This is a genomic window from Phyllobacterium sp. UNC302MFCol5.2 (assembly GCF_000686005.1).
Lineage (GTDB): Bacteria > Pseudomonadota > Alphaproteobacteria > Rhizobiales > Rhizobiaceae > Phyllobacterium > Phyllobacterium pellucidum.
Genome location: NZ_JMLL01000014.1, coordinates 180,085 through 204,352, shown reverse-complemented (window position 1 = coordinate 204,352; position 24,268 = coordinate 180,085). Strand labels below are relative to the sequence as shown.

The 24,268-nt window shown below is 59.6% G+C and carries 19 protein-coding genes; 12 read left to right on the top strand and 7 right to left on the bottom strand.

The window, feature by feature from the left end; translation table 11 throughout:
- The first annotated feature begins 110 nt into the window (after window positions 1-110).
- The 6 genes from BR48_RS0119120 to BR48_RS0119095 all read left to right on the top strand — a co-directional run bounded on the left by BR48_RS0119120 (window position 111) and on the right by BR48_RS0119095 (window position 7,701).
- On the top strand, window positions 111-1,223 hold the full coding sequence (locus BR48_RS0119120; protein ID WP_244532959.1) for an efflux RND transporter periplasmic adaptor subunit: 1,113 nt from the start codon (window positions 111-113) through the stop codon (window positions 1,221-1,223).
- Window positions 1,220-4,297, top strand: a complete 3,078-nt coding sequence (locus tag BR48_RS0119115; RefSeq protein ID WP_027232778.1) for an efflux RND transporter permease subunit — start codon at window positions 1,220-1,222, stop codon at window positions 4,295-4,297. The genes BR48_RS0119120 and BR48_RS0119115 overlap by 4 nt, the downstream gene beginning before the upstream one ends.
- A 295-nt stretch (window positions 4,298-4,592) precedes the next feature.
- On the top strand, window positions 4,593-5,786 hold the full coding sequence (locus tag BR48_RS25020; protein WP_245273580.1) for a helix-turn-helix domain-containing protein: 1,194 nt from the start codon (window positions 4,593-4,595) through the stop codon (window positions 5,784-5,786).
- A 25-nt stretch (window positions 5,787-5,811) separates the two neighbouring features.
- Window positions 5,812-5,937 carry a hypothetical protein gene (locus tag BR48_RS26795; protein WP_280139098.1) on the top strand — a complete coding sequence of 42 codons (126 nt, stop codon included), beginning with the start codon at window positions 5,812-5,814 and terminating at the stop codon, window positions 5,935-5,937.
- A gap of 30 nt (window positions 5,938-5,967) precedes the next feature.
- Window positions 5,968-6,474, top strand: a complete 507-nt coding sequence (locus tag BR48_RS0119100) for a hypothetical protein (protein WP_027232777.1) — start codon at window positions 5,968-5,970, stop codon at window positions 6,472-6,474.
- 72 nt (window positions 6,475-6,546) lie between these two features.
- On the top strand, window positions 6,547-7,701 hold the full coding sequence (locus tag BR48_RS0119095) for an alpha/beta hydrolase (RefSeq protein WP_027232776.1): 1,155 nt from the start codon (window positions 6,547-6,549) through the stop codon (window positions 7,699-7,701).
- 36 nt (window positions 7,702-7,737) lie between these two features.
- Here BR48_RS0119095 and BR48_RS0119090 read toward each other — a convergent pair whose 3' ends face one another.
- From BR48_RS0119090 to BR48_RS0119060, 7 genes are all read right to left on the bottom strand, one after another.
- Window positions 7,738-8,166, bottom strand: a complete 429-nt coding sequence (locus tag BR48_RS0119090) for a DoxX family membrane protein (RefSeq protein ID WP_027232775.1) — start codon at window positions 8,164-8,166, stop codon at window positions 7,738-7,740.
- Between the two features lie 144 nt (window positions 8,167-8,310).
- Window positions 8,311-9,084: an amino acid ABC transporter ATP-binding protein gene (locus BR48_RS0119085; protein ID WP_027232774.1), complete on the bottom strand. Its 774-nt coding sequence runs from the start codon at window positions 9,082-9,084 to the stop codon at window positions 8,311-8,313.
- 1 nt (window position 9,085) lies between these two features.
- Window positions 9,086-9,748, bottom strand: coding sequence for an amino acid ABC transporter permease (locus BR48_RS0119080; protein ID WP_027232773.1), 663 nt, complete (start codon window positions 9,746-9,748; stop codon window positions 9,086-9,088).
- A complete protein-coding gene (locus BR48_RS0119075; RefSeq protein ID WP_245273578.1) occupies window positions 9,748-10,353 on the bottom strand; it encodes an amino acid ABC transporter permease in 606 nt (201 codons plus the stop codon). Before BR48_RS0119075 ends, BR48_RS0119080 begins: the two co-directional genes overlap by 1 nt.
- Window positions 10,354-10,449: 96 nt before the next feature.
- The gene (locus BR48_RS0119070) at window positions 10,450-11,268 is read right to left on the bottom strand and encodes a transporter substrate-binding domain-containing protein (RefSeq protein ID WP_027232771.1); all 819 of its coding nucleotides are present in this window, start codon (window positions 11,266-11,268) and stop codon (window positions 10,450-10,452) included.
- 436 nt (window positions 11,269-11,704) lie between these two features.
- Complete coding sequence (locus BR48_RS0119065; protein ID WP_027232770.1) at window positions 11,705-12,859, bottom strand: acyl-CoA dehydrogenase family protein; 1,155 nt, start codon at window positions 12,857-12,859, stop codon at window positions 11,705-11,707.
- The gene (locus tag BR48_RS0119060; protein ID WP_027232769.1) at window positions 12,856-14,007 is read right to left on the bottom strand and encodes a CoA transferase; all 1,152 of its coding nucleotides are present in this window, start codon (window positions 14,005-14,007) and stop codon (window positions 12,856-12,858) included. The genes BR48_RS0119065 and BR48_RS0119060 overlap by 4 nt, the downstream gene beginning before the upstream one ends.
- Window positions 14,008-14,215: 208 nt before the next feature.
- On the opposite strand from BR48_RS0119060, the gene BR48_RS0119055 reads away from it, so the two are divergent.
- From BR48_RS0119055 to BR48_RS25010, 6 genes are all read left to right on the top strand, one after another.
- Window positions 14,216-14,926: a GntR family transcriptional regulator gene (locus BR48_RS0119055; protein ID WP_036814919.1), complete on the top strand. Its 711-nt coding sequence runs from the start codon at window positions 14,216-14,218 to the stop codon at window positions 14,924-14,926.
- Between the two features lie 409 nt (window positions 14,927-15,335).
- Window positions 15,336-16,229 carry a cellulose biosynthesis protein BcsN gene (gene bcsN, locus BR48_RS25015; protein ID WP_051615213.1) on the top strand — a complete coding sequence of 298 codons (894 nt, stop codon included), beginning with the start codon at window positions 15,336-15,338 and terminating at the stop codon, window positions 16,227-16,229.
- A gap of 112 nt (window positions 16,230-16,341) precedes the next feature.
- On the top strand, window positions 16,342-18,522 hold the full coding sequence (gene bcsA / locus BR48_RS0119045) for a UDP-forming cellulose synthase catalytic subunit (protein ID WP_027232767.1): 2,181 nt from the start codon (window positions 16,342-16,344) through the stop codon (window positions 18,520-18,522).
- On the top strand, window positions 18,519-20,882 hold the full coding sequence (locus BR48_RS0119040; protein ID WP_027232766.1) for a cellulose biosynthesis cyclic di-GMP-binding regulatory protein BcsB: 2,364 nt from the start codon (window positions 18,519-18,521) through the stop codon (window positions 20,880-20,882). The genes bcsA and BR48_RS0119040 overlap by 4 nt, the downstream gene beginning before the upstream one ends.
- A complete protein-coding gene (locus BR48_RS0119035; RefSeq protein ID WP_027232765.1) occupies window positions 20,879-21,928 on the top strand; it encodes a glycosyl hydrolase family 8 in 1,050 nt (349 codons plus the stop codon). Before BR48_RS0119040 ends, BR48_RS0119035 begins: the two co-directional genes overlap by 4 nt.
- A complete protein-coding gene (locus BR48_RS25010; protein WP_051615211.1) occupies window positions 21,925-24,246 on the top strand; it encodes a hypothetical protein in 2,322 nt (773 codons plus the stop codon). Before BR48_RS0119035 ends, BR48_RS25010 begins: the two co-directional genes overlap by 4 nt.
- The last annotated feature ends 22 nt before the right edge of the window (window positions 24,247-24,268 follow it).

The following is a 24,268-nucleotide window of genomic DNA, read 5'->3' as shown; positions in this document are numbered from 1 at the left end:
CATTTGGGATTTCTGACCAATCACAAACGATTGGCACACGTTATAGTCGAATTGCCCCGCAGACGTATGCTTTGTCCCATTTCACGAGAGTTTCCTGGAGTCCATGAGAAATGCTGGTTTCAGTGAATAAATCGATGCGAAGGGTGCGCGCGCTGGGCGCGTTCATGGGCCTTCTGATGGCAGGTCCAATGCTTGCAGGATGCCGGGATGAAGCCAAGGATGAGCCTCCGGTCATTCGCCCCGTGCGAACGGTCACGGTTGAGCAGCGCAAGCTTGGCGACAGCGTCAGCCTTACCGGACATGTCGAGGCCGAGAACCAGGTCTCCTTCGCGTTTCGCCTTGGCGGCCGCATGATCGAACGCCTTGCCAATGTCGGTGATCCGGTCGAGCCCGGGAAGATTCTCGCCCGCATGGACCCGCAAAATGAAATCAGCGCGCTGCGCACCGCACAGGCGACCCTCGTCGCCGCCGAAGGGCAACTCGTCAAGACGAGCAATGCATTCGCACGGCAGGAAACGCTGCTGAGACAGGGCTTCACCACCCGCGCGCAATATGATGCGGCACAGCAGGCGATGCGCGCGGCGCAATCGCAGGTCGACAGTTCGCAGGCGCAGCTGGAAAATGCCGAGGATCGCGTGGGCTTCACCGAGCTCTACGCAGATGCGGCGGGCACCGTGACCGCTGTCGGCGCCGAGCCCGGCGAGGTCGTCCAGGCGGGGCAAATGGTGCTGCAGGTTGCGCGCCAAGATGGACGCGATGCGATATTCGACGTTCCGGCTCAGCTGCTGCGACAGGCGCACGACACAGCGATTGTCGAGGTTGCGCTGACCGACGATCCGACGGTAAAGGCCACCGGACGGGTGCGCGAAGTGGCGCCGCAGGCCGATCCGACGACGCGGACCTTCAGGGTGCGCGTCGGCCTCAGCGACACGCCCGCTGCCATGCGCCTTGGATCGACCGTGACGGGCCGTGTGACGGTTGATTCATCGCCTGAGATCGCGATACCGGCGACGGCCCTGACCAAGTTCAACAGCCAGCCTGCGGTCTGGATTGTCGATCAGGACAAGAAGACCGTGTCGACGCGCAATGTCGAAGTAGTTCGCTTCGATCCCGCCACTGTCATCATTTCGCAGGGCCTCACCCCCGGTGAAGTCGTCGTGACGGCCGGCGTCCAGGCTTTGCATGACGGCCAGGAAGTGCGTCTGCTCGGATCCACCCAATGAACGGCTTCAATCTTTCCGCTTGGGCGCTGAAGAGCCGCTCGCTCGTGATCTATGCGATGATTGCCGTCGTCGTTGCCGGCGTATTCGCCTTCATCAATCTTGGCCGCAACGAGGACCCAGCCTTTACCATTAAGACCATGGTCGTCAGGGCCGGCTGGCCCGGGGCAACCCTCGACGACACACTGAAACAGGTGACCGAACGGCTCGAGCGCAAGCTGCAGGAGATACCCGAAGTCGATTTCCTGCGCAGCTTTACCAATGCGGGCGTGACGACCATCTTCGTCAATCTCAAGGACGCAACGACGGCGGCCGAAGTTCCCGATGTCTGGTATCAGGTACGAAAGAGCATCGGCGACATTCGCCCGACCTTGCCGGCGGGTATCGTCGGCCCCGGATTCGACGATGATTTCGGCGATACGTTCGGCATCATCTACGGTTTCACGGCAGACGGCTTTACCCAGCGCGAACTCGCCGACTATGTCGATGAGGCGCGCTCGCGCCTGCTGCATGTGCCGGACGTATCCAAGATCGACGTGCTCGGGGCACAGCCTGAACGCATCTTCATCGAGTTTTCCACCGAACAAATGGCGGGCCTCGGCATCGACAGGACCGCCGTGATCGCCGCCTTGCAGGCGCAAAATGTGGTCAGCCCTTCGGGTACCCTGCGAACCGCCGACGAGCGCTTGAGCCTGCGCGTCAGTGGCGCTTTTGATTCCGAAGAGGACCTTCGCAACTTGAATTTCGTCGCAAATGGCAGGCTGATCCGGCTGCGCGACATCGCTGAAATTCACCGCGCCTATGCAGACCCGCCGCAGCCGATGTTCCGGGTGAACGGCAAGCCTGCCATGGGTCTTGCGATATCGATGCGCGAAGGAGGCGATATTCTCGCGCTCGGCCACAACATTACCGCGGCGATGAAAGAGATCACCGCGAACATGCCGATCGGCATCGAAACGACGCTCGTCGCCAATCAACCGCAGGTGGTCGATGACGCAATCGGGGAGTTCACCGAATCGCTCTGGCAGGCGATCGTCATCATAATGGCCGTCAGTTTCATCAGCTTGGGCATTCGCGCCGGAACCGTCGTCGCCCTCGCGATACCGCTATCGCTGGCGATGGTCTTTGCGGTGATGCAGATCCTCGGGATCGATCTGCAGCGCGTCTCCTTGGGCGCCCTGATCATCGCGCTCAGCCTGCTCGTCGACGATGCCATGACGACGGTCGATTCCATGACGACGCGGCTCGCACTCGGCGATGAAAAGGAAGAGGCCGCGAGCTTCACGTTCCGGACGCTCGCTGCCGCCATGCTGGCCGGTACCCTGGTCACCGCAACCGGCTTCGTACCGATCGGCTTTGCGCGGAGTTCAGCAGGCGAATATACGTTCTCGATCTTTGCCGTCGTGAGTATCGCACTGGTCGTATCCTGGCTTGGCGCCGTGATCTTCTCTCCGCTCCTCGGCGTTGCCCTGCTGAAGAAGCCTGACAAGATCGAGACCGGAAAGCCCTCCATCATTCTTCGCTTCTTCCGCAGCCTGCTTGTCGGCGCGCTGCGTATGCGCTGGCTGACGATCGGCATCACGCTTGCATGTTTCGTGCTCGCCCTTTTGGCGCTTCCGCTGGTGCCACGGCAGTTCTTTCCTTCGTCCGATCGTCCCGAACTGCTTGTCGATATAAGGCTTCCCCAGAACGCGTCCATCGAGGCGAGCCAGAAGGCATCGGACCAACTTGACGCGCTCCTCAGGGACGATCCGGACGTGGCACATTGGAGCACCAATGTCGGGCGCGGCGCCATCCGCTTTTACCTGCCGCTCAACGTCGAATTGCCCAATGAATTTTTCTCGCAAGCGGTTGTCGTTGCGAAGGACGTTCCGGGCCGTGAGCGGCTCCGCGCGCGACTTGAACAGGAATTGGCTGAAAAGGTGCCAAGCGCCATTTCACGTGTCTCGCTGCTGGAACTCGGTCCGCCAGTTGGTTGGCCGGTGCAATATCGCGTGAGCGGCCCTGATGCCAACGAGGTCCGCGAGATCGCTCAGCGCCTGGCACAGGTCATGGGCGCCAATTCGCAGCTCAACCGCATCAATTTCGACTGGATCGAACCCGCCCGCTCCATCCGCGTCCATATCGATCAGGATCAGGCGCGCCTCCTGGGCCTGAGTTCGCAGGCGCTGGCGACGGCGCTCAATACCGTCGTGTCCGGAATGGCGGTCACGCAGGTACGCGACGATATCTACCTGGTCGACGTCGTCGTGCGCTCGACCGACGAGCAGCGCGTATCGCTCGACAATCTGCGCACGTTGCAGTTCCCGCTTCCCAATGGCCGTACGGTACCGCTCAGCCAGTTCGCGACCTTTGAAGTCGACCAGGAGTTCCCGGTGATCTGGCGGCGCGACCGCGTGCCGACACTCACCGTGCAGGCGGATGTGACGGCGGGCGGTTCGCCAGAGGCGATCGTCCAGGCCATGGAACCGGAAATCGACAAACTCAACGCCACCTTGCCAGTTCCATATCGCATCGTCGCAGGCGGCACCGTGGAGGAAAGCGCCAAGTCGCAGGCGTCCGTGATTGCTGTTGTGCCGATCATGCTGTTCCTGATGATCACCATACTCATGGTGCAACTGAAGAGCTTTAGCCGCCTGTTCCTGGTGATGAGCGTTGTTCCGATGGGATTGATTGGTGTCGTCGGTTCGCTCTTCATCTTCAACCGGCCCTTAGGCTTTGTCGCCATTCTTGGTATCCTGTCGCTGCTCGGGCTTATCGCCAAGAATGCCGTCATCCTCATCGAACAGATCGAGACGGAGCGGGCCAAGGGAACGGATGTGTGGAATGCCGTCATCGACGCCACCGTGTCGCGCTTCCGCCCGATCATGCTCACCGCGATATCCACCGTGCTTGGCATGATTCCGATAGCCTGGACCATCTTCTGGGGACCGATGGCAATTGCGATCATGGGCGGCTTGCTGGTGGCGACCGTTCTTACACTGGTCTTCCTGCCGGCCCTCTACGTGGCCTCCTTCCGCGTCAAGGAACCGACAACCGATCAACCTTCGCGCCAACCTGCCCCAAGCCCAGCATAGATCGCATGAAAGGATGCGGGCATGGATGGCCGTATTGTGGTCGGCACAGTTCTTTGACAACTCCGGCAAAGCTTTGGCCTAACAACCGACACTTGTCAGGACGAGATCGTCAGTCGTGCAACCCGTTTGGTAACAGTTACGTACTGAACAGACGATAGAGGTTGTGCCATACTATTCAAGACGAGCATTCGTAACTGCGTGATTTGTCACTTCGGGGAATTTTTGGGGTAGCAATGCCAGCATTTTCTTCAGCAAGAACGGATCGAACCAGTTTGCCCGGTACGGACAGTGATGCATGGGCAAAGGTTTTCACTCGATTGTTGCGGCGCATGGTGACGGCATGAACGCCCATGACCACACCACAACGTCTGAAGCGTCGCTTGATCACAACTTTGCCCAAGCGGCTGCGATATCTCCTATCGACTGCCCTCCATTGCCTTCGAAGCGCTCTTCCTACCCGTCGACGATACCCGCGTTCAAGTTCGACACCCGGGTCGTGCCGCTTGACGATCAATATGACTCCTGGCGCAAGAGTTTCTCCTCCATGCTGGAGTTCGGCGACCGCAGGGACACGTCGAACGGCTTTGACGGCAGGCAAACCGTCTGGGATCTCGGCAATCTCGCCTTTTCCAGGATCAGAACCAACGCACTCGAATTTGCGAGCGTTCCCGGTCATACGCGGCGGGAAGCGCTCGATCACTGGACAATGACACTTCCGCTCGACGGAGCGATAAGCACCCTCGGTCCGGCGGGCAGTTTTGCAGGCGGCGCGGGCATTGTGCAGATCCATTCGCTCGGACGTTGGTTCGAAGGCAATGTAACGGACAGCGATATGCTGATGCTATTCGTCCCGCGTGACTTCGACCCGGACGTCGCCCACGCGCTCAGCGCGGCTGAGTTTTCCTCCGTCGATACAGCGATGGGCAGGCTGCTCGCCGACTACTTCATGGGGCTGGCCAAGCGGCTGCCGGGGGTCGAGGCGGAGAATATTCCAGAACTGGTGGGCGCGACGCGCGCGATGATCAGAGCTTGCGTCATGCCTTCGCCCGGCACAATCGAGGAGGCGCAGGCGCCTATCACGCGCGTTCTACTCGAAAAGGCGCGCAGTATCGTAAACGCCAGATTGTTTGATCCGTCGTTCAATGCCGAAGCACTGCGGCGCGATCTCGCAATCTCCCGGACCGGGCTTTACCGGATGTTCGAACCTTTCGGCGGCGTGATGCATTACGTTCAGCACCAACGGCTTCTCGATGCGCATGCGGCACTGGCGGATCCGAATGACAAACGCCGCATCGTCGAAATTGCCGAGCAGCGTTGCTTCAGCGACGGCGCGGAATTCAGCCGGGCATTCAAGCGGGAATTCGGTTACACACCCACGGAGGTGCGCGCCGGACGCAAGAGCGGGATACCGCGCAGGTCGGCAAGCGAAATCACCAGTGCTGCTCCCGAAGAACGCCTCGGTCTTCTCCTGCGCAAGCTCCACGGTTGATCTGCAACAATTGATGAGGTTTTCGATGCGTCATGAAGATGTGGATGAACGATTGAGAAAACTCGGCGTGAATGTCGGCCCCTTCACCTTCACCGTATTGTTTCTGATCGGCGTCATCGTTGCGGCGGGTCTTGGCTGGCTCCTGTACTAGTCTCGCCTGCTGGCTGGAGTATTGACTACGATGTTCGATAGCGACGACTGGAAACTGGCGATTGAGGATACGCGGTTTCGGCAAAATGCCATCGTCGCCCTCATTCATTCGAGCAACAATCAGGCCTTGGGACTTCTGCGGCTGTTTTCCGTCATCGCCCTTGCCACCGCGACCGGGGCGGTTACGTCACTTGCGGCAGGCGAATTCTCACCGACGGTCGGCTGGGAGCTTGCATCCCTGACATTGGTTCTTGTCTGGTCCTCATGGCAGTGTTTCCGGGCCCTCGAAGTCGGCGATATCGACCTGCCGGGTCGCGATGCCGAATTCTGGTTGCGTGCCGCCGATGCCGGGGACGACCGGCCAGCCTTTTCCCGCCACTACCTTGAAGGGTTCAGAGAACGCTACCGGACCAACCGCAGGGTAAGCGAGCGTCAGGCACGCGCGCTGAGGAGGGCAAAACTGGGAGGAATAATTGCGCCCCTCATCGGCATCGCCGTGGGCTTGATCCTAGCCTTCTTCCAAATAAACTATGCTTGAACTCTCGTGCGCTCACTGTGTCATGGTTTTGATGGCGAATTGGATACCCACCCAGTGCTCAGTCGAAGCGTATTGATACTCCGTGCAATCCTGCTGATGCTCGTCGCGTGCGGCCTTGCGGCATGCGCCTCGCCGGCCCGCGGTGTTCTCGCGCCCGTGGCTGCGCCGTCGCCGGACACTGCAAAGGTTGATATCCTGGTGGCCACGACCCGCGCGCCAACGACGCAGAATGGTGTCTTCTTCAGCGGCGAGCGCGGCAGCGATTTGAGCCTGGCCAATGTCGTGGTTTCAATTCCGCCGAACCGTCAACCCGGTACAATACAGTGGCCGCGCCGGCTTCCTGGCGATCCTGAGCGGAGTTTTGTAACCACTGCTGTGAACCCGGTCGAGATCGGAGATATTCGTACCTGGTACCGATCGCATGCGGTAAGCGACAGGCGCGTATTGATCTTCGTTCACGGCTTCAACACCCGGTTCGAGGACTCGGTGTTTCGCTTCGCGCAGATTGTTCACGACTCGCGCGCGGAAGTCACCCCGGTCCTGTTTTCCTGGCCCTCGCGCGGGGCTCTGCTCGATTACAATTACGATCGGGAAAGCACCAATTTTTCCCGGTCCGAACTTGTCTATGTCATTCAGCAGGCGGTAAAAAGCCCCGACGTCTCGGAAATCACGATTGTCGGTCATTCGATGGGCAGCTGGCCGGTGATGGAAGCACTGCGCGATATATCGATGCAGAACAAGCGTATATCACCCAAAATCACCGACGTCATCCTTGCCTCGCCGGATCTCGATATCGACGTTTTCCGCAAGCAGCTCACGGATATCGGCCAGGAACGGCCGCATATCTCGATATTCGTTTCGGCAAACGACAGGGCGCTGCGCCTTTCCAGGTTAATATCCGGCCAGGTCACGCGCGTAGGGGGCGTGGATCTTACCGACGTGGCCTACAAGGCCCAGCTTGAAAAGGCGACCGGGATTACGGTCTATGACCTTACTCAACTGCGCGACGGCGACAGTCTCAACCACACCCAGTTTGCAACGAGCCCCGAGGTTGTCCGCCTCTTCGGCGAACGACTGTTGCGAGGACAATCGCTTTCCGATGCCGATCCGAATGCGTCCGGAAATTTCGGCGCCACTGCAATTGAGGCCGGCCAGACCATCGGCACCGTGACAGGCGCTGCGCTGAGCGCGCCCATCCGCATTTTCGAGAGCGCCGTGCGTCGCTGATACGCGGCTATCCGCTTTGGGTAGCTTAATTCGGCACTATCGCCGCAGCAGCCATTCCTTCTTGATCGCCAATACTCCTCCGGGTCCGTGCGCTGCCGCAAAGAGCAGACCGGCGGCAAAAGTAAAATGGTCGATGAAAAACCCGAACTCGGCCTGGTTTCCGGCCCAGTGCGACGGGCCGTGAAACGCAAATGCCAGAAACAGAACGTAGGCGGCAGCTACAAGTGCTGCTTCGGAGAAATAGGCGCTGGTCAGGAAGCATGCGACGAGAGCAAGCTCAAGCAGCGCAGCGAGCCACGCCAGCAGGGTGGGAAACGGAAATCCGGCCCCGGCGATATACGTCGCCGTACCGCCGATATCCATCAACTTGAAGCTCACGGCCATGATGAAGACGAGCGCGAAGATAAGTCGCCCCACCAGAATCGCCGCCGTCGTCCATCCCGCATTGCCTGTTGCCGTTGTCATACTGGTCCTCCTGAAGCAAGTCTCGAAGCTTTCGCTGCAAGGACGAGTGCTGCGGACCATTTCCGACACCGCGCGGGCAATTTTCTTTTTGGACGCCGATCCGTACCCGAAAGGGGATCCGGCAGCGCTCATGGTCCTTGACGATCAGAAGCTATTGCGCTCGTGATAAGTACGCAGGAAAGACTGGATACGTGCATCCTGGGGATGATGCAGGATGCGGTCGGGGCTATCGACGCCCACGAGTTCGCCCTTTTCCATGAATCCGACCTGATCGGCGACGTGCGCGGCGAAACCCATTTCGTGGGTGACCACCACCATCGTCATCCCCTCCCCGGCCAGTGTCCTCATGACGCTCAGCACCTCGCCTACAAGCTCCGGGTCGAGTGCGGACGTCGGCTCGTCGAAGAGCATGAGCCTCGGTTCCATGGCGATGGCGCGGGCAATGGCAACGCGTTGTTGCTGGCCGCCGGAGAGGCGCGAAGGATGGTTCGCCATCTTGTCCGCCAGCCCCACCTTGGCAAGCGCCTCCACGGCGCGCCGATCGGCGTCGGCTTTGGACATGCGGCGCACGCGGATCAGCCCCTCGGCGACGTTCTCCTTGGCGGTCATATGCGGCCAGAGATTGAACTGCTGGAAAACCATGCCGATCGAGCGTCGCATCTCGCGGAGCTTGCGGCCCGACATCTTCTTGTTGGGCGCCTCATAGCCAATCAACTGGCCATCAATGCGGACTTCGCCGGAATCGTATTCTTCAAGGAAATTGATGCAGCGGAGCAGGGTCGACTTGCCCGAACCGGATGGTCCGATGAGACAGGTGACCTTGCCGGGCAGAATCGACAGGTCGACATCCTTCAGCGCCTGAAACTTGCCGTAGAATTTGTTGACCTTACGCATTTCGACGGATGACGCTGCAAGCATCTTACGTCCTTTCAATCAGATGTTTCGTGATACGCGCTTCCAGTCTGTGGCCGACGCGCGAAATCGTCTCTACCAAGCCCCAGAAGAACAGCGCCAGCACCAGGTTTGCCTCGACATACCGGAAGGTTTCCGCGGACATGCGCTGCACCTGGTACAGCAATTCGGGAACGGTGATGATCGACAGAATCACGGTTTCCTTGGTCAGGATGATCGAAAAGTTCACCAGCGCCGGCAAGGCGGAGACCAAGCCGAGGGGCAGCAGGATACGCCGCACAATATGGCCTTCGGCCATGCCGATGGCACGGGCGGCTTCGATCTGCCCGTCGGGCACGGCCCGGAATCCCGAACGGAATATTTCGGCGAAATAGGGGCTGCCGTAGATTGTCAGCCCGAGCAGGCCGGCTGGCAGTGCATCGAGGCGCAGGCCGATGAGTGGGCCACCGTAATAAAGCACGAACAATTGCACGAGGAACGGTGTGCCGCGGATAACTTCGATATAGACCTGGATGATCCACGTTACCCAGCGCGGTGCATAGCGTTGAATGAGCGCAATGACGAGGCCGAGCGCCATGCCGAAGACGGTGCCAAGCGCCCAACAGACGATCGTATTGGCAAACCCCTTGAGCAGCGACGGGCCATATTGCTGCAACATGCTCCAATCCATCAGACGGCCGTCCTGTGTTCGAGGTAACGTCCGAGCGCCGCGAGGCACAGGTTGATCACGAGATAAATGCAGGCGGCGGCGATGTAGACCTCAAGCGGCCGGAAGGTGGTAGCAGCCTGCGCCTGGCTGGCGCGGGTAATTTCGAGAATACCGACAACTGAGACCAGCGAGGACGCCTTCACCAGAAGAATAAGTTCGTTGATCAATGCCGGCAGCGAAAGCGTCACGGCTTGCGGGAGAATGACCCGGATCCATACGTCGAATGGCGTCATGCCGATGGCGACGGCCGCCTCTGCCTGTCCCCTCGGCAGCGCTGCTATCGCACCGCGCCAGATTTCGGAGATATAGGCGCTGGCGCAGATGCCGACGGTCACCACAGCAGCGACCATTGCAGGAACGTCGAGGCCAATGACCGGAAGCGCATAATAGAACACCAGCAATTGCACCAGGAGCGGCACGCCGCGCAGGAAACTGACCCAGATGGCTGCAAAGCGACGCAGCAGCGGGTAAGGCGACAGGCGAGCTGCGCACACCAGCGTGCCGATCACAAGACCCAGTCCGATACCGAGTATAGAGATCAGCAGCGTGTATCGCGCTGCCCACAACAACGGCTCGAAGCTTTGAAGGAAAACCGCTAAGGAAAACATCCGCCCTCACTTGACCCAAGATGTGCGGGCGGAGGTCACTCCGCCCGCCGCAAATTACTTGGTCGGAACCTCACGCGGCAGTTCGGTGTAGGTGCCGAGCCACTTCTCCTGGATCGCCTTGACGCGGCCGTCATCGGTCATCTTGAGCACCGCATCGTTGATGGCCTTGTTGAAGCTTTCGCTGTCGGCATCCTTGCGCAGCACCCATGCGAAATACTTCGGCTCACCGAACTGGGCAGGGGTGAAGAGAGCAAAACTTTCAGGACGGCTCTTCACGAGATAGGTAAGGTTCGGAAGCGAGCCCGCAACCGCATCGAGACGACCGGCAGCGAGGTCGGCATAGGCTTCGTCAGTGGTGCCGTATTCCTTGATCGTTACACCGCCAAGCTTCTGGCTATAAGCTTCAAGCTGCTTGAATTGTGCAGTGCCCTGCTGCACGCCAACGGTCTTGCCCTTGATATCTTCCGGCTTGGTGAGTTCGGTGTTGCTCGCAGCCTTCAGCAGCGAAACGGTGGCATCGGCGATAGGCAAGGTGAAGCCGTAGCGCTCGAGACGCTCCGGGGTAATGGTAACGGGGGCAATCACGATGTCGAACTTCTTGACTTCAAGACCTGGCAGCTCCGCCGTCCACGGAATGTCCTGGTAGACCGGCTCGACGCCGATTTCCTTGGCAACCTGGTCGAACAGGTCCTTGGTCATGCCCTCATACGTGCCGTTGTTGAGCATGTCGAAGGGTGCATAGTGCATGTCGGTGGCGGTTACGATCTTGCCCGCGGCCTTGACGTCCGCAAGCTGGTCCGCCCCGGCGGCGCTGGCAAGACAGAGTGTGGCCAAGCCGACAAGCGCCCCTTTGAAGGTCATGTGAATTCTCATTTCAGTTCTCCTAGTTGTTCCCACGGGATTGACACGGCGGGCACTTATTGTGTCGCCGTATTTTTAGATCAGAGAAATGCCTCGCCGATCGAGGCCGTATGTCGCTCCTTGACCGGCTGTTATGTTCGGGTTGGCGAAAGCGCAACGGATCACGCTTTTCGCCAGATTATTCCACAGCGCAGGAGTCCACCGGCGCCCGGTATCTTCCGCTTCGCTGCGCAACCTTACCATGCCAGAGTGCAACGAAAAGTACTCAAGCGGATTCGGTAAAGCACCAGGACCGCCGTCTTGCCCGTCACCACCGGACCGGAACCGGCCGTTCGGCGCGACGAGCGGAGGCATTGACCTCCGCTGGTTCTTGCCGGTTGTTCCCACGGCAATCGCTGGGAAAACATTGGATGCATTGCGCTTTGACTGATGCACGGATCGCCTTCGGTCAGTTCAGCATATGGCCGGAAATGATAATGCGCTGGATTTCGCTCGAGCCTTCGTAGATCCTCATGATCCGAAGATCGCGATTGATCCGTTCGATGGGGAAATCACGCGTATATCCATAGCCTCCATGCAGCTGCAGCGCGATATCTGCAATACGGCCCGCAGCTTCTGATGCGTGCAACTTGGCCATGGAGGCCGCGAGTGAAAACCGCCCGCCACCTGCATGCGCCAGGTCCCGTTGTCGCGCTGCGTCCTGCGCAACGAGCAATGCCGAGCGATAGGCCAAACCCATATCGGCGATCATCCAGCGTATGCCCTGCCGGTCACTCAGTGGCTGCCCGCCGATGACACGCTCCTTTGCGTAGGCGATCGCAGCTTGCATTGCAGTCTCGGCCATGCCGAGGCATTGCGCGGCAACCTCGATACGGCCATTGTCAAGCACTTGCATGGCCGTGCGGAAACCCTTGCCTTCCTCCCCCAGCAGCGCATCGGGCGGCAGCTCGCAGTCGATGTTCAGTGTAAAGACGTGACCGCCCTTGAGACCCATTGTCCTTTCAGCCGCACCAGCTTCAAGCCCCGGCGTCCCCTTGGGGAGGATAAAGGTCGAAATGCCGCGATGTCCCTTTTCCGGATCGGTCACGGCATAGAGAAGAATGAAATCTGCAACGCCGCCATTGGAGATGAAGCATTTCGTGCCTTTGACATGCCAACCCGCGCTCGTGCGGCGCGCCCGAGTCTTCATGTCAGCAGGATCGGATCCGGCAGTGGGTTCGGTCAGCGCGAATGATCCCAAAGCCTCGCCCGTTGCCGCCTTGGGCAGCCATTTCTGTTTTTGCGCTTCCGTTCCGCCAATGAGGATGGAGTCGGTCGCCAGATAGTGCGCGGTCAGCGCCGAAGCAGTGGAACCGCAGGCTCCGGCGACGATCGCCACTGCCCGCAGCAGCGCAGTTGCCGAGATCGAACTCCCGCCATAGGCTTCCGGCAGATTTGCGCCCAGCATTCCGGCTTCGGCCAGAACCGCGAGTTGTTCATGGACGAAGGTAGAGGCTTCGTCGGTTGCCGCCGCTTTCGTCGCAATGCGTTCCGCACACAGCCGCCCAAGCACGTCGCAGAACAGCCGCTCCTCGTCGGACAGCATGTACCATTCATCCGTCATGCGCGCTTCTCCAACCCGAACTCCCGCAGAATTGTTTCGCGATCGCCGCCGAGCCGGGGCGCCGAGACTGCTGCAACCGGCTTTTCGCCGTCGAAGCGGACGGGCTGACCGACTGTCGGCGCCTCCCCTAGCACCGGATGTTGCAAAAGGCTGACCAATCCACGCGCGGCCGAATGCTCATTCGAAATTGCCTGCGCAATGTCCCAGATCGGGGCAGCCGGCAAACCCACCGCAGAGAGAGCGGCAATGGCTTCCTCGGTGGTCAACTTGCGCGACCAGTTTTCGATCAAGGCCTTCAAGGCTGGTTCATGTTCGGTGCGGCTGGCATCTGTAGCAAAACGCGGGTCTTCGACGGCCTGCGGGGCGCCGACAAGTTGAGCAAGCGCGCTAAACTGCCTGGGGTTCAGAACGGTTATCACCACCTGACCATCGCTGGTGGCAAAGCAGCCAAAGGGCGTCGAGAGCGGATGGCGATTGCCGACGCGTTGCGGCAATAGGCCGGCATAGAGGTGCAGCGCATGGCTGGTCGTCAACACTGAAAACAGGGCGTCATACATGGCGACGTCAAGCGTGGCGCCCTGACCTGTCGAATTGCGTTGCACCAGCGCGGCCATGATGGACCAGCTGGCAAACAATCCGGCCAGCAGATCGGCAATGCTTTCACCGGTCTTGAGCGGGCCGCCTCCCTCCTCGCCGGTGCTTGCCATCAGGCCGGACATGGCCTGCACGATGAGGTCATAGGCCGGCAAATCCTTGAATGGTCCCTCCTGGCCAAAGCCTGAGATCGAGCAATAGATAAGTCTGGGGTTCGCCGCTCGCAGCGCCGCGGCGCCGAGGCCCAAGCGCTCGGCCACGCCGGGACGAAAATTCTCGACCACTACGTCTACTTGCTCGGCGAGCATCTGCGCCAGCGCCTGGTCTTCCGGAACCTTGAGGTCCAGAACGATGCTGCGCTTGCCACGATTGTTAAGAGTGAAAAGTGCGCTTTCACCATGGCTGAACGGGCCGACGTGGCGATAATCGTCGCCCGCCGGCGGTTCAAGCTTGATGACCTCGGCTCCAAGATCCGCCAGAAGCGCCGTGCAGTAAGGACCCGCCAACACACGCGACAGATCCAGTACCTTGATCCCCGCCAGCGGCCGGTTCATGCCCACGGCTCCGATATGGGACGCGCCGCACAATTGCTAGCTGCCGTATAACGGGAACGGTACATCTGCACTCCTCCATAGCGCGCTGTCACGGAATATGTCTACACATAAGCCCGCGAATATGTCTATACTTATTTTATGGATATGTCTAAACTTGCCCGCATTCCGCTGGAGATTCATCGGCGGGAGCAGCCATAGGCGACAAATAATGCGCAAGGCCCAAAATATCGCTGACGAGGTACGTCGTCGCATTGTCGAACTCAAGTGGCGTGAAGGCGAACGCATACCGGACGAGGCGGATCTGGCGGTCGAGTTCAGCGCCGCACGGGCGACGGTCAACAAGGCGTTGCAAGTGCTCGCCGATGAAGGCCTTCTGGATCGCCGGCGTCGCGCGGGCACGCGGGTGGTGGTCAATCCGGTGCGCAAGGCCACCTTCTCCATTCCCATCGTGCGTGAGCAGGTCGAGGACGCGGGCCTGATCTACAGCCACCGTGTCGTTGCGCAGCGGCTCAGTCCGATTCCCGGCCACATCGCGGTACGCCTGGGTCTTCCGGAAGGGGTACGTCTGGTCCATCTCAGGGCGGTGCATTACGCCGACGGCAAACCCTACCAGCTCGAAGACCGCTGGATTAATCCGCACGTCGTTCCAGGACTTGAACACGCCGGCTTCCGGGATTTGAATGCCAATGAATGGTTAGTGCGTAACGCACCCTATCTGCGGGCTGAGTTCTCGTTTTCAGCCGAGAATGCCGACCGGCGCGATGCGCGATTATTGCAGACGAGGCAAGGCCAGGCATTGTTGATCCTGCATCGCACCACCTGGAATGATCTTGGACCCATTACCACAGTCCGGGTGGCCTTTCAGCCCGGCCACAGTTTCGGCGCCGACGAGGGCCGCGATCAAGCGGCCAAAATCTGAGAGACAGCCGCAAGGCTTTCGCAAGCGCTATGCCCAATCTGGAATCAGGCGGACTGTGTGGCTGGATTTAGCTGGCACTGGTGACATTGTCTATCTGCTCGTGGAGATATTTATATGAAAGTTCCGTCCCAAGGTTCCACAATTGCGAGTATTAGCTACCAGACGGATGGATTAGCGAAGTAGACAAGGGCCAGGACCAACAAATTGCGAAGATCCGAGTTGGAAATAACGCTAAGGTGCGACGGACAGTTCTGCGGGACATGCCGTTTTGCAATTTTAAGGTGTAACCATCGGGCAACTGTCGAGGTGAGAAGTTTGAACTTTCCCAACGACGTAAAGCATTTCCTTTGTACGAATCAATTCAATCGCCTAGTTTTCCCAAATGTTGAAGAGGACCTCCTGTCTGATCTTGCTACTTCTGGTTGGCGGCTGCGCATCCGGGGGCCCGCCTCAGATCCTGGCATCGACGCGAACCGTCGACGCGCAGCAGGCCTATGCGCTACCGCCGCCTGGCGGTCCCTCCATCGTCAGCGTCGTCGAACGGTCCTACAACAATGCCGTTCAGCAGGAAATTCTGTTGGCAACGTCCGCCCGCACGCCTGGGCAGAACGTCCTGCGCGTACAGCTGTTCGGACCGGTGAAGGCAAACCTTTCCGGCGGTGATACGCTGCGCGACCGTCAGCTTGGTACAACGAACATCGATCGCGAGCTCCGCGGTACGTTGCCGGGCGTTCCAATGCATCGTTCTCCCAACTTCGTGCAGAACCGGTACGGTGCCTTCGGTTTCGCCAGCGGGCATTCACGCTCCGGCGATACCTGCGTCTATGCCTGGCAGCGCATCCGGCCACCTGAAACACAATCGCGCTGGTTTACCGGGCGCGGCTCGATCCAGATCCGGCTGCGTCTTTGCGACTCGCGCTTGACCGAAGAACAATTGCTGGCGTTCATGTATGGGTTCACCATCAACGCAGCCTTCAACAATTATAGCTGGAACCCTTATGGCGAACCGGCCGGCGTGCCGGAAAATCTTGGCCGCCCGGGCGCCAATGTCTTTCCGACTGGGCCTGACATGCCGCCATCCGCCGCATTGATGCCTCCGCCAGCGCCGCAACCAGTTGCAGTGGCGCCAAAACGGCGCGCACAGCCGCCTGCCGCACTGGCTGTCGAGACACGCCCGGCAAGACCTGCGCCGATCGGACCCATCGTACCGCCGCCGCCTGTATCAGGTGCGGCCCCGCCCATGCCCGCACCGACCCAGATCAATCGGGCCGTTGTTCCACCCCCGCCACCCGCCGCCCAATAACCCGGAGCCAAAACGCAGTGACATCCATTGGGGAATGACCCTCCCATTAACCCACCGCCAGGACATGAGATGAATTCTTCGCCCGCCCGCCCATCGAAAAGCACGGCCGTCCATGCGTAAGTTCCTCATCATCCTGATGTGGCTCGTAACGTCGATCAGTGTTCTGCTACTGGTCACGCTCCCGGTAAATCTGCAGACGCAGTTGATCGCCGGCGCCTCGGTACTGTTCCTCATGATGGTGTTGAAGACGCTGAATGCCGGCGGCATCTGGCGGCTGATCGCCCTCGCTTTCGGTACGGCCATCGTCATGCGCTATGTCTACTGGCGTACGACGAGTACGCTGCCTCCGGTCAACCAGCTCGAAAACTTCGTTCCCGGGTTCCTGCTCTATCTCGCCGAGATTTACAGCGTGATGATGTTGGCGCTCAGCCTTTTTGTCGTCTCAATGCCACTGCCGCATCGTACGACACGGCCGGCAACCAAAGGTGAATTGCCAAGCGTTGACGTGTTTATCCCGACCTATAACGAGGACATCGAACTGCTTGCAAACACCATGGCCGCAGCCAAGGCCATGGACTATCCGGCTGACAAGCTCACCGTCTGGATACTCGATGACGGCGGTACGCTGCAAAAGCGCAATGCCGACAAGATTGTCGAATCCCACATTGCTGAAAAGCGTTTCAAGGATCTCTCGGAGCTCTGCGAGGCTTTAGGCGTTCACTACCTGACGCGTGAAAAGAACGTCCATGCCAAGGCTGGCAACCTCAATAACGGCCTTGAACATTCCACCGGCGAATTGATCGCCGTGTTCGACGCGGATCACGCGCCAACACGCGATTTCCTACTCGAAACGGTCGGCTATTTCGATGAGGACGAGAAACTGTTTCTCGTGCAGACGCCGCACTTCTTCCTCAACCCCGATCCGCTCGAGCGCAATCTGCGTACGTTCGAGGAAATGCCATCCGAAAACGAAATGTTCTACGGCATCATCCAGCGCGGCCTCGATAAATGGAACGCGGCTTTCTTTTGCGGCTCGGCCGCCGTGCTCCGCCGCGAGGCACTGAACGTCACGGGCGGGTTCAGCGGCATCAGCATTACGGAAGACTGCGAGACTGCCATCGCGCTCCATTCGAAGGGCTGGAACAGCGTCTATCTCGACAAGCCACTCATTGCAGGATTGCAACCCGCCACATTCGCAAGTTTCATCGGCCAGCGCAGCCGCTGGGCGCAGGGTATGATGCAAATCCTGCGGTTCCGCTTTCCTTTATTCAATGGCGGGCTCACGATCCCGCAACGCCTTTGCTACCTCTCTTCGACATTGTTCTGGCTGTTTCCATTCCCGCGGGCAATCTTCCTGGTCGCGCCGCTGTTCTATCTGTTCTTCGGGCTTGAGATCTTCACGGCATCAGGCGGCGAATTTCTCGCCTATACGCTCATCTACATGGTCGTGAACCTGATGATGCAGAACTATCTTTACGGCGCATTCCGCTGGCCCTGGATTTCCGAGCTTTATGAATATGTGCAGACCGTGCATCTCCTGCCCGCAGTCGTGTCGGTTGCCCTGAACCCGCGCAAGCCGACATTCAAGGTCACCGCGAAGGACGAGCGTATCGACCGAAGCCGCCTTTCGGAATTGAGCACGCCATTCTTTGTCATATTCCTGGTGCTGCTTGTCGGCGTGGGAGTAACGATCTATCGAATTTACACCGAGCCATATAAAGCGGACGTGACGCTTGTCGTTGGTGCGTGGAATCTTCTGAATCTGGTTTTCGCGGGCTGTGCGCTTGGGGTAGTATCCGAGCGCGGTGACAAGCGGCCTTCGCGACGCGTAAAGGTGAGCCGCCGCTGCGAATTTCGCTTGGGCGAGCGCTGGCTGCAGGGGACGATCGACGATGTGTCGGTCAATGGTCTGCGCGTCCAGGTGCTGGGCGACGTGGCCGAGGCGGTTTCCGTCGGCATGCTGACCGACGTCCGCTTCAAGACATTCGCAACGGGAGACCTCGGCGATCTTCCATTGCAGGTCCGCAATGTCAGAAAGCAAGCTGGTGAAACGTCGGTCGGCTGCATGTTCATGCCTGACCAGCCCTCCGATCATTCATTGATCGCCGATCTGATCTTTGCCAATTCGGCTCAGTGGACCAAGTTCCAGCTGGATCGGCGTGGTAATCCCGGCCTGTTCAAGGGTACGATCTGGTTTTTCGGGGTCGCCATATTCCAGACATATCGTGGATTTTCCTATCTTTTCCGCCACTTGACTGGAAGAGGCAAAAAGGAATGGGAGGGTACACTATGAAGCGGCTGCTTAACGCCTGCCTGTTTCTCGGCCTATCCACCCTGAGTTCTTATGCGCAGGTTGCGCCTTTCGACATGTCGCCCGAGCGACCCGCCGAACCCGCACCGGCCGAGAAGCCGGCCGCGCCGTTCTCGCCACTGCCCGGCCAGCAGGCACCGGCCGCACCCGCCCCCGCTCCCAAATCGGCGCCGGCGCCGATCAGGGCCGACGGACAATGGCGGCGCTATATCGTGCCTCAGGACAGTCTTTCGTTCAGCGGTGAGAATGGTGACAAGACGTGGGCCGTTTTCATTACTGCGGATCAGGCAGCAGCTCCTGCCACTCTGACGCTGGCCTATCAGAGCAGCCTCGTCGTGGCGCCGGAGTGGTCCACCATGACCGTTTCGATCAACAACGCCCGCATCATCAGCGAGCCGGTACAGTCGCCGGAGGGCCGGAAGACTTTGACGGCGAAGATACCGGCCGGCGTCCTGAAAGAGGGGCTCAATACATTCCGGATAAACACCAGCCTTCGTCACCGCACCGACTGCACGGTGCAATCGACCTACGAATTATGGACTGAAGTCGATCCGTCAAAGACTTATCTTTCTTTCACCGGAGACAATCCGCGCAGGCTTAAGAAGCTGGACGACATACGTGCAATCGGTGTCGACGGGACCGGACGAACGGCGTTCAACATTGTCGTTCCCGCCATTGACCGCACCCAAGCGACGGCTCCCATGCTTCATACAGCCCAGGGTTTGGCGATCCTTGCCAATATGCCGAACCAGACGGTGACGGTCTCGTCCACCCTGCCGGCAGAGCAGTCGCCCGGCGCGCTGACGGTCCTTCTTGGTACCGACGAGGAATTGCAATCCCTCGCGCCGTGGGCAGGAGACAGTCGAACGGCACCCGGCGTGGCATTTGTGGACGACCCTGCAACCGGCAGTTCGATCCTCCGCTTTCGCGGCGCCGATTGGCAATCTGTCACCAATGCGGTTGCCGGCTTTGTCGACCCGCTGAAGCGCGATCTCAGCGTGCCGCGGACGTTCATTTCTACCCAGACATGGCGGTCACCCGACGTGCCGCTTTTCATTTCTTCATCGCGGGTAAAGCTCAGCGAACTTGGAGTGGATACGAAGAATTTCACCGGACGCCGGCTGCGTACGGAATTTGCAATTGGCGTTCCTTCGGATTTCTACGCGAACGAGTACGGAAAGGCGACGATCCTCCTTGACGCGGCCTACTCGGAAGACGTTTTGCCGGGCAGTCAGATCAATATTTACGTAAACGACAATATTGCCGCGACGCTACCGATAACCACTTCAGGCGGCGAAATCCTGCGGCATTTTCCAATCAGCTTCACCATGAGGCACTTCAGGCCCGGTGTGAACCTGATCACCATCGAGGCCGCGCTTACCACCAAGACGGATTCCATCTGCGCGCCTGGATCCAACGCATCCTCGACGACGCGGTTCGCGCTTTTCGATTCGTCTGAATTTGTCATTCCAAGTTTTGCCAGGATCGGTACCCTCCCCAACCTTGCTGGCTTGAGCGGCACGAGCTTCCCCTATAATCGTTCGGACAAACCGTTGCCTGTCGTGATGAACAATGCCGGGGAAAAAAGCCTGTCGGCGGCCGCAACGCTGCTTGCCCGCATGGCCGTGGCTGCCGGGCGGCCGATGGAGGTCGATCCGAGGGCAACCGCGAATTCCGCCATGAATTCAAATGCCCTGTTTATCGGCGCCATCCCGCAAATCGAATCGAGCGTTCTGACGCAGACCGGGATTTCCGAGAACACTCGGACGATCTGGAGCGCCGTCAAAGGCAATGTCGAACCGGCACCCGAGGAAAATACCCAGAGCGACTTCAACGAGTGGCGCGAGCGGCTTTCCGGAAGAGGTTGGCGCGGCCAGATTTCCTCTTTTGACGACTGGCTGAACCGTACGTTCAACATTTCCCTGGCGAGCCTCATGACCTCCGATGAGAGCGATGCGCCCTATACGCCGGAACCTGCCGCTACGCTGCTTGTTGCCCAGCGGCCGAATCCGAATTGCGACGGGGTGTGGACGGTGGCAACGTCGGCGACTGACGACAATCTCATCGAGGGCGTCCGCGCCCTGACGCGGCAGGATCACTGGCCCGAACTCCAGGGCCATATTTCCATCTACAAAGCCGGCACCGACGAAATGCAGATGGTACCAGTGGGTAACTACACCTTTGTTCAGTCACAGCCGCTGTCATTTTCGAACATGAGACTGGTCATCGCCAATTGGCTTTCCGGCAATATATTGTGGTTTTCATTGATCCTTGTTGTCCTTGCCTGCTTGCTTGGCATCGCGACCTCGCGGATGCTGGCAAATCTCGGGAGGCGCATATGAAAGCCTATGCCTGCCTTCTATGTCTTTTGCTCGCCTGGGCCGGCAGCGGAGTTGCGATGGCGCAAAACTTGTCGGGAACCGTGAAACCTGCGGATTGGGCCGCCTATAAATCGCGCTTCATCGATGCAGGTGGACGGGTAATTGATGATGCGAACGGCAATATCAGCCATAGTGAAGGCCAGGGTTATGGATTGCTGCTCGCATATCTTGCCAACAGCAAGGCGGATTTCGATCTGATCTGGTCATTTACAAAAACCGAGCTGTTGTTGCGCGACGACGGTCTTGCCATGTGGAAATGGGATCCCTCGGCAAAACCGCACATTACCGACAGCAACAATGCCTCCGATGGCGATATTCTGATCGCCTATGCGCTGTTGCTGGCGGGAGGCGAGTGGGAGCGCAACGATTTCATCAACGCCGCAAAAACGATTATCGGCGGGATCGGCAAATCGAACGTTGTCAAATGGCAGGACCGCCTGCTTCTGCTGCCGGGTGCCAAGGGATTTTCTGAATCCGACCGCACCGACGGTCCGATCATTAACCTATCCTATTGGGTCTTCGAGGCCTTTCCGAAATTTGCCTCGATCGACAAGACGACAGACTGGATGCAATTGAGCATGACCGGCGTTGGGCTACTCAACAAAGCCAGTGCCGGCCCGCGGTCGCTACCGACGGACTGGATGTCAGCCAAGACACAGTTAAAGCCTGCCAAGGGATTTCCCGCGGAATTTGGGTACAATGCCTTGCGCATTCCACTCTACCTTATTCGTGCCCGCATCTACGACCGGGAATTGCTTACGAGATTGCGCAAGGGCATGACCTCGGAAAGCGGCCAGGTGGTCATTACCGACAGCGATAGCGGAAATGTGAAGGAAACGCTCTCCGATGCGGGATATGCGATCATTCCGGCACTCGTCGCTTGCGTGCTGGACAAGGTAAAATTGCCCGAGGCCGTTCGCTCGTTCGAACCGTCTCTATACTACCCGTCAACGCTGCATTTATTATCGCTTTCGTTCGCCAATAGTCAGCATCCGGAATGTTTATGAAGAAGCCGGTCCTTATCATCGCACCCCTGATAGTCGCTTGCGCCGCAGCCTTTGCGCTTCAGCAAAGCTATCTGCCGGAGTCGGCGACGGCTGGAGAGACGATCCGGTCGGCGCTGTTGGGAGGCGCAAAAGGCAGTTCCGCCCAAGCGGATTCAGCCGGTGAATATGTCGTCGCGCAGTCCGGCCGAACGCCTGCCCGCCGCACGCAGCCTGCACCGGAGCAGCCACCTGCTCCCGCGACGACGCCGAAAGTCGATGAAACCGCGCTGCGTTATTTTGCCCGCCAGGGCGATCAGCGCCGGTTGGCGGCGGAGATCGCGCGGTTGCGGGCGCTCTACCCCGATTGGACGCCCCCCGCCGATCCCCTCGCCGTGCCCGTTCAGACCGATGCATCGCTCGATGCCATGTGGAAGCTCTATGCCGACGGGAAACTCGCCGAATTGCGCAAGGCCGTGCAGGATAGGCAGAGTACAGAACAAGGCTGGACACCGCCCGCCGATCTGATGGACCGATTGGACCTTGCCGAAGCGCGCGAGCAACTGATCAATGCCTCCGACCTGAAACAGTACGATACGGTGATCCGCGTCGGCGCGGCCCATAACAGTCTGATGACCTGCAGCGAGATCGACGTGCTGTGGCGGACGGCCGAAGCTTTCGCCAAAACCGATCGCGAGGCCCGGGCGAAAGCTGCCTACGCATATATCCTCGACACCTGTACCGATCCGGCTGAACGGCTTGCGACGGTGCAGAAGGCGTTGCCGCTGCTGACGCGGCCCGATCTCGACACGTTGTTGGCAAAGGCCAAAATCCTGCCCGACGGGAAGAGCGAATTCGATTCGATACGCGACGACCTTGCGCGCAAAGCCATCGCCGACGCAGGGTCTGACCCGAAAATTGTCGTACCCCAGCCCGATATCGAGCGGGTGGAGAAACTTGCGACCGCTACAACGGGGCCTTCCGATCCGCTTATCCTCGGTTGGTATTATCTGCGCCGCAATAATTTCGAGGCGGCAGAAAAATGGTTCAAGCTTTCATATGATCGCGAAAGCGCGCCGTCATCCGCGCAAGGCCTCGCACTTGCGATGATCGCGCGCTCGCGCCCGGCAGAAGCCGAAGCAGTCATGTACGAATGGCGCGACAGCTCGGACGACACGAAGGCGGTCTACATGGCTGCCGTGGCAAATCTTCTGGCGCAGGACCCGCCGGTGGAGATTGCGCCTGCGATCCTGCAGCGCATGGTGCCGGAGGTCGTGGAAGCAAAGGATGCCAATGCCGCGCAGCAGCTCGGTTGGTACGCTTATCTGCTCAATCAGTTCGAGACCGCTTCAGGCTGGTTCTCGATGGCCCTGCAGTGGAAGCCGGACGACGAACCATCCTCCTACGGGCTCGTACTGACGCGGCAACAGCTCGGTGATGCGGCAGGCGTAGCGGCGATCCAGCGGCGCTGGGCTGGTCGCTCGGAGCGCATCGCGCGGCTCGGTGAACAGCGCAAGACGCGGCAACCCGGGCTAGCGCCCTCGCCCGAGCGGTTCGGCGACACGCTGGAGCAAACGCAACTGCGGCCGACCCTGACCACGCCGCTTGCGCTGCAGGATATGCCAGCGCCGACTTCCCCTGCCAGCCCACCGGCGGCGCCTCGGACGCTGGCGGACCAGGTCGCCGAGACCATTTCCCGCCAGCGAGCCGACGCATACGAGCAGCCTGCACTCCAAACCGAGCAGGCGCCCCGACCGAGATCGCCGGAAGCGCGTCCGCGTCAGGCGCCGCGCGCGGCCACCAACAATGCCGGCGCGCGTTCGGTCCGCGGCTGCACGACAACAATCGACCCGCAGGCACTTTCACCCGAGAACGCGTTGTCGCGCGGCTGGTGCCTGATGGATATCAATCGCCCACTCGAGGCAGCCGCAGCATTCGAACGCGGCCTCCTGAGCCGGTCGGAGGCACAGCGGAGCGACGCCGCCTACGGCCAAAGCCTTGCCTATCTGCGTGCCGGTCTCAGCGACAAGGCCGCGGTGGCCGCCTCAAAGGCTCGCCAGCAGCAGTCCCGCCAGATCGAACTCGACATCGCGCTGCTTTCGTCTCGCGCAACGGAGGCCTTCAACGCCGGCCGTCCGAACGAGGCCATCCTCGCGCTCGACCAGCGGGCGCGGATCGCTCCCGAACGCACCGATCTCATGATCCTGCGCGGCTATTCCTACATGAAGTTGAACCGGCTCGCCGATGCCTTGCGCATTTTTGAGGCCGTTGCGGCGACGGGCAACAAGGAAGGCTTGCGGGGAATCGCCACGATAAGGGCGATAAGGAACAAAGAGTACTGAGTCAGAGATAATCAGGCATGTT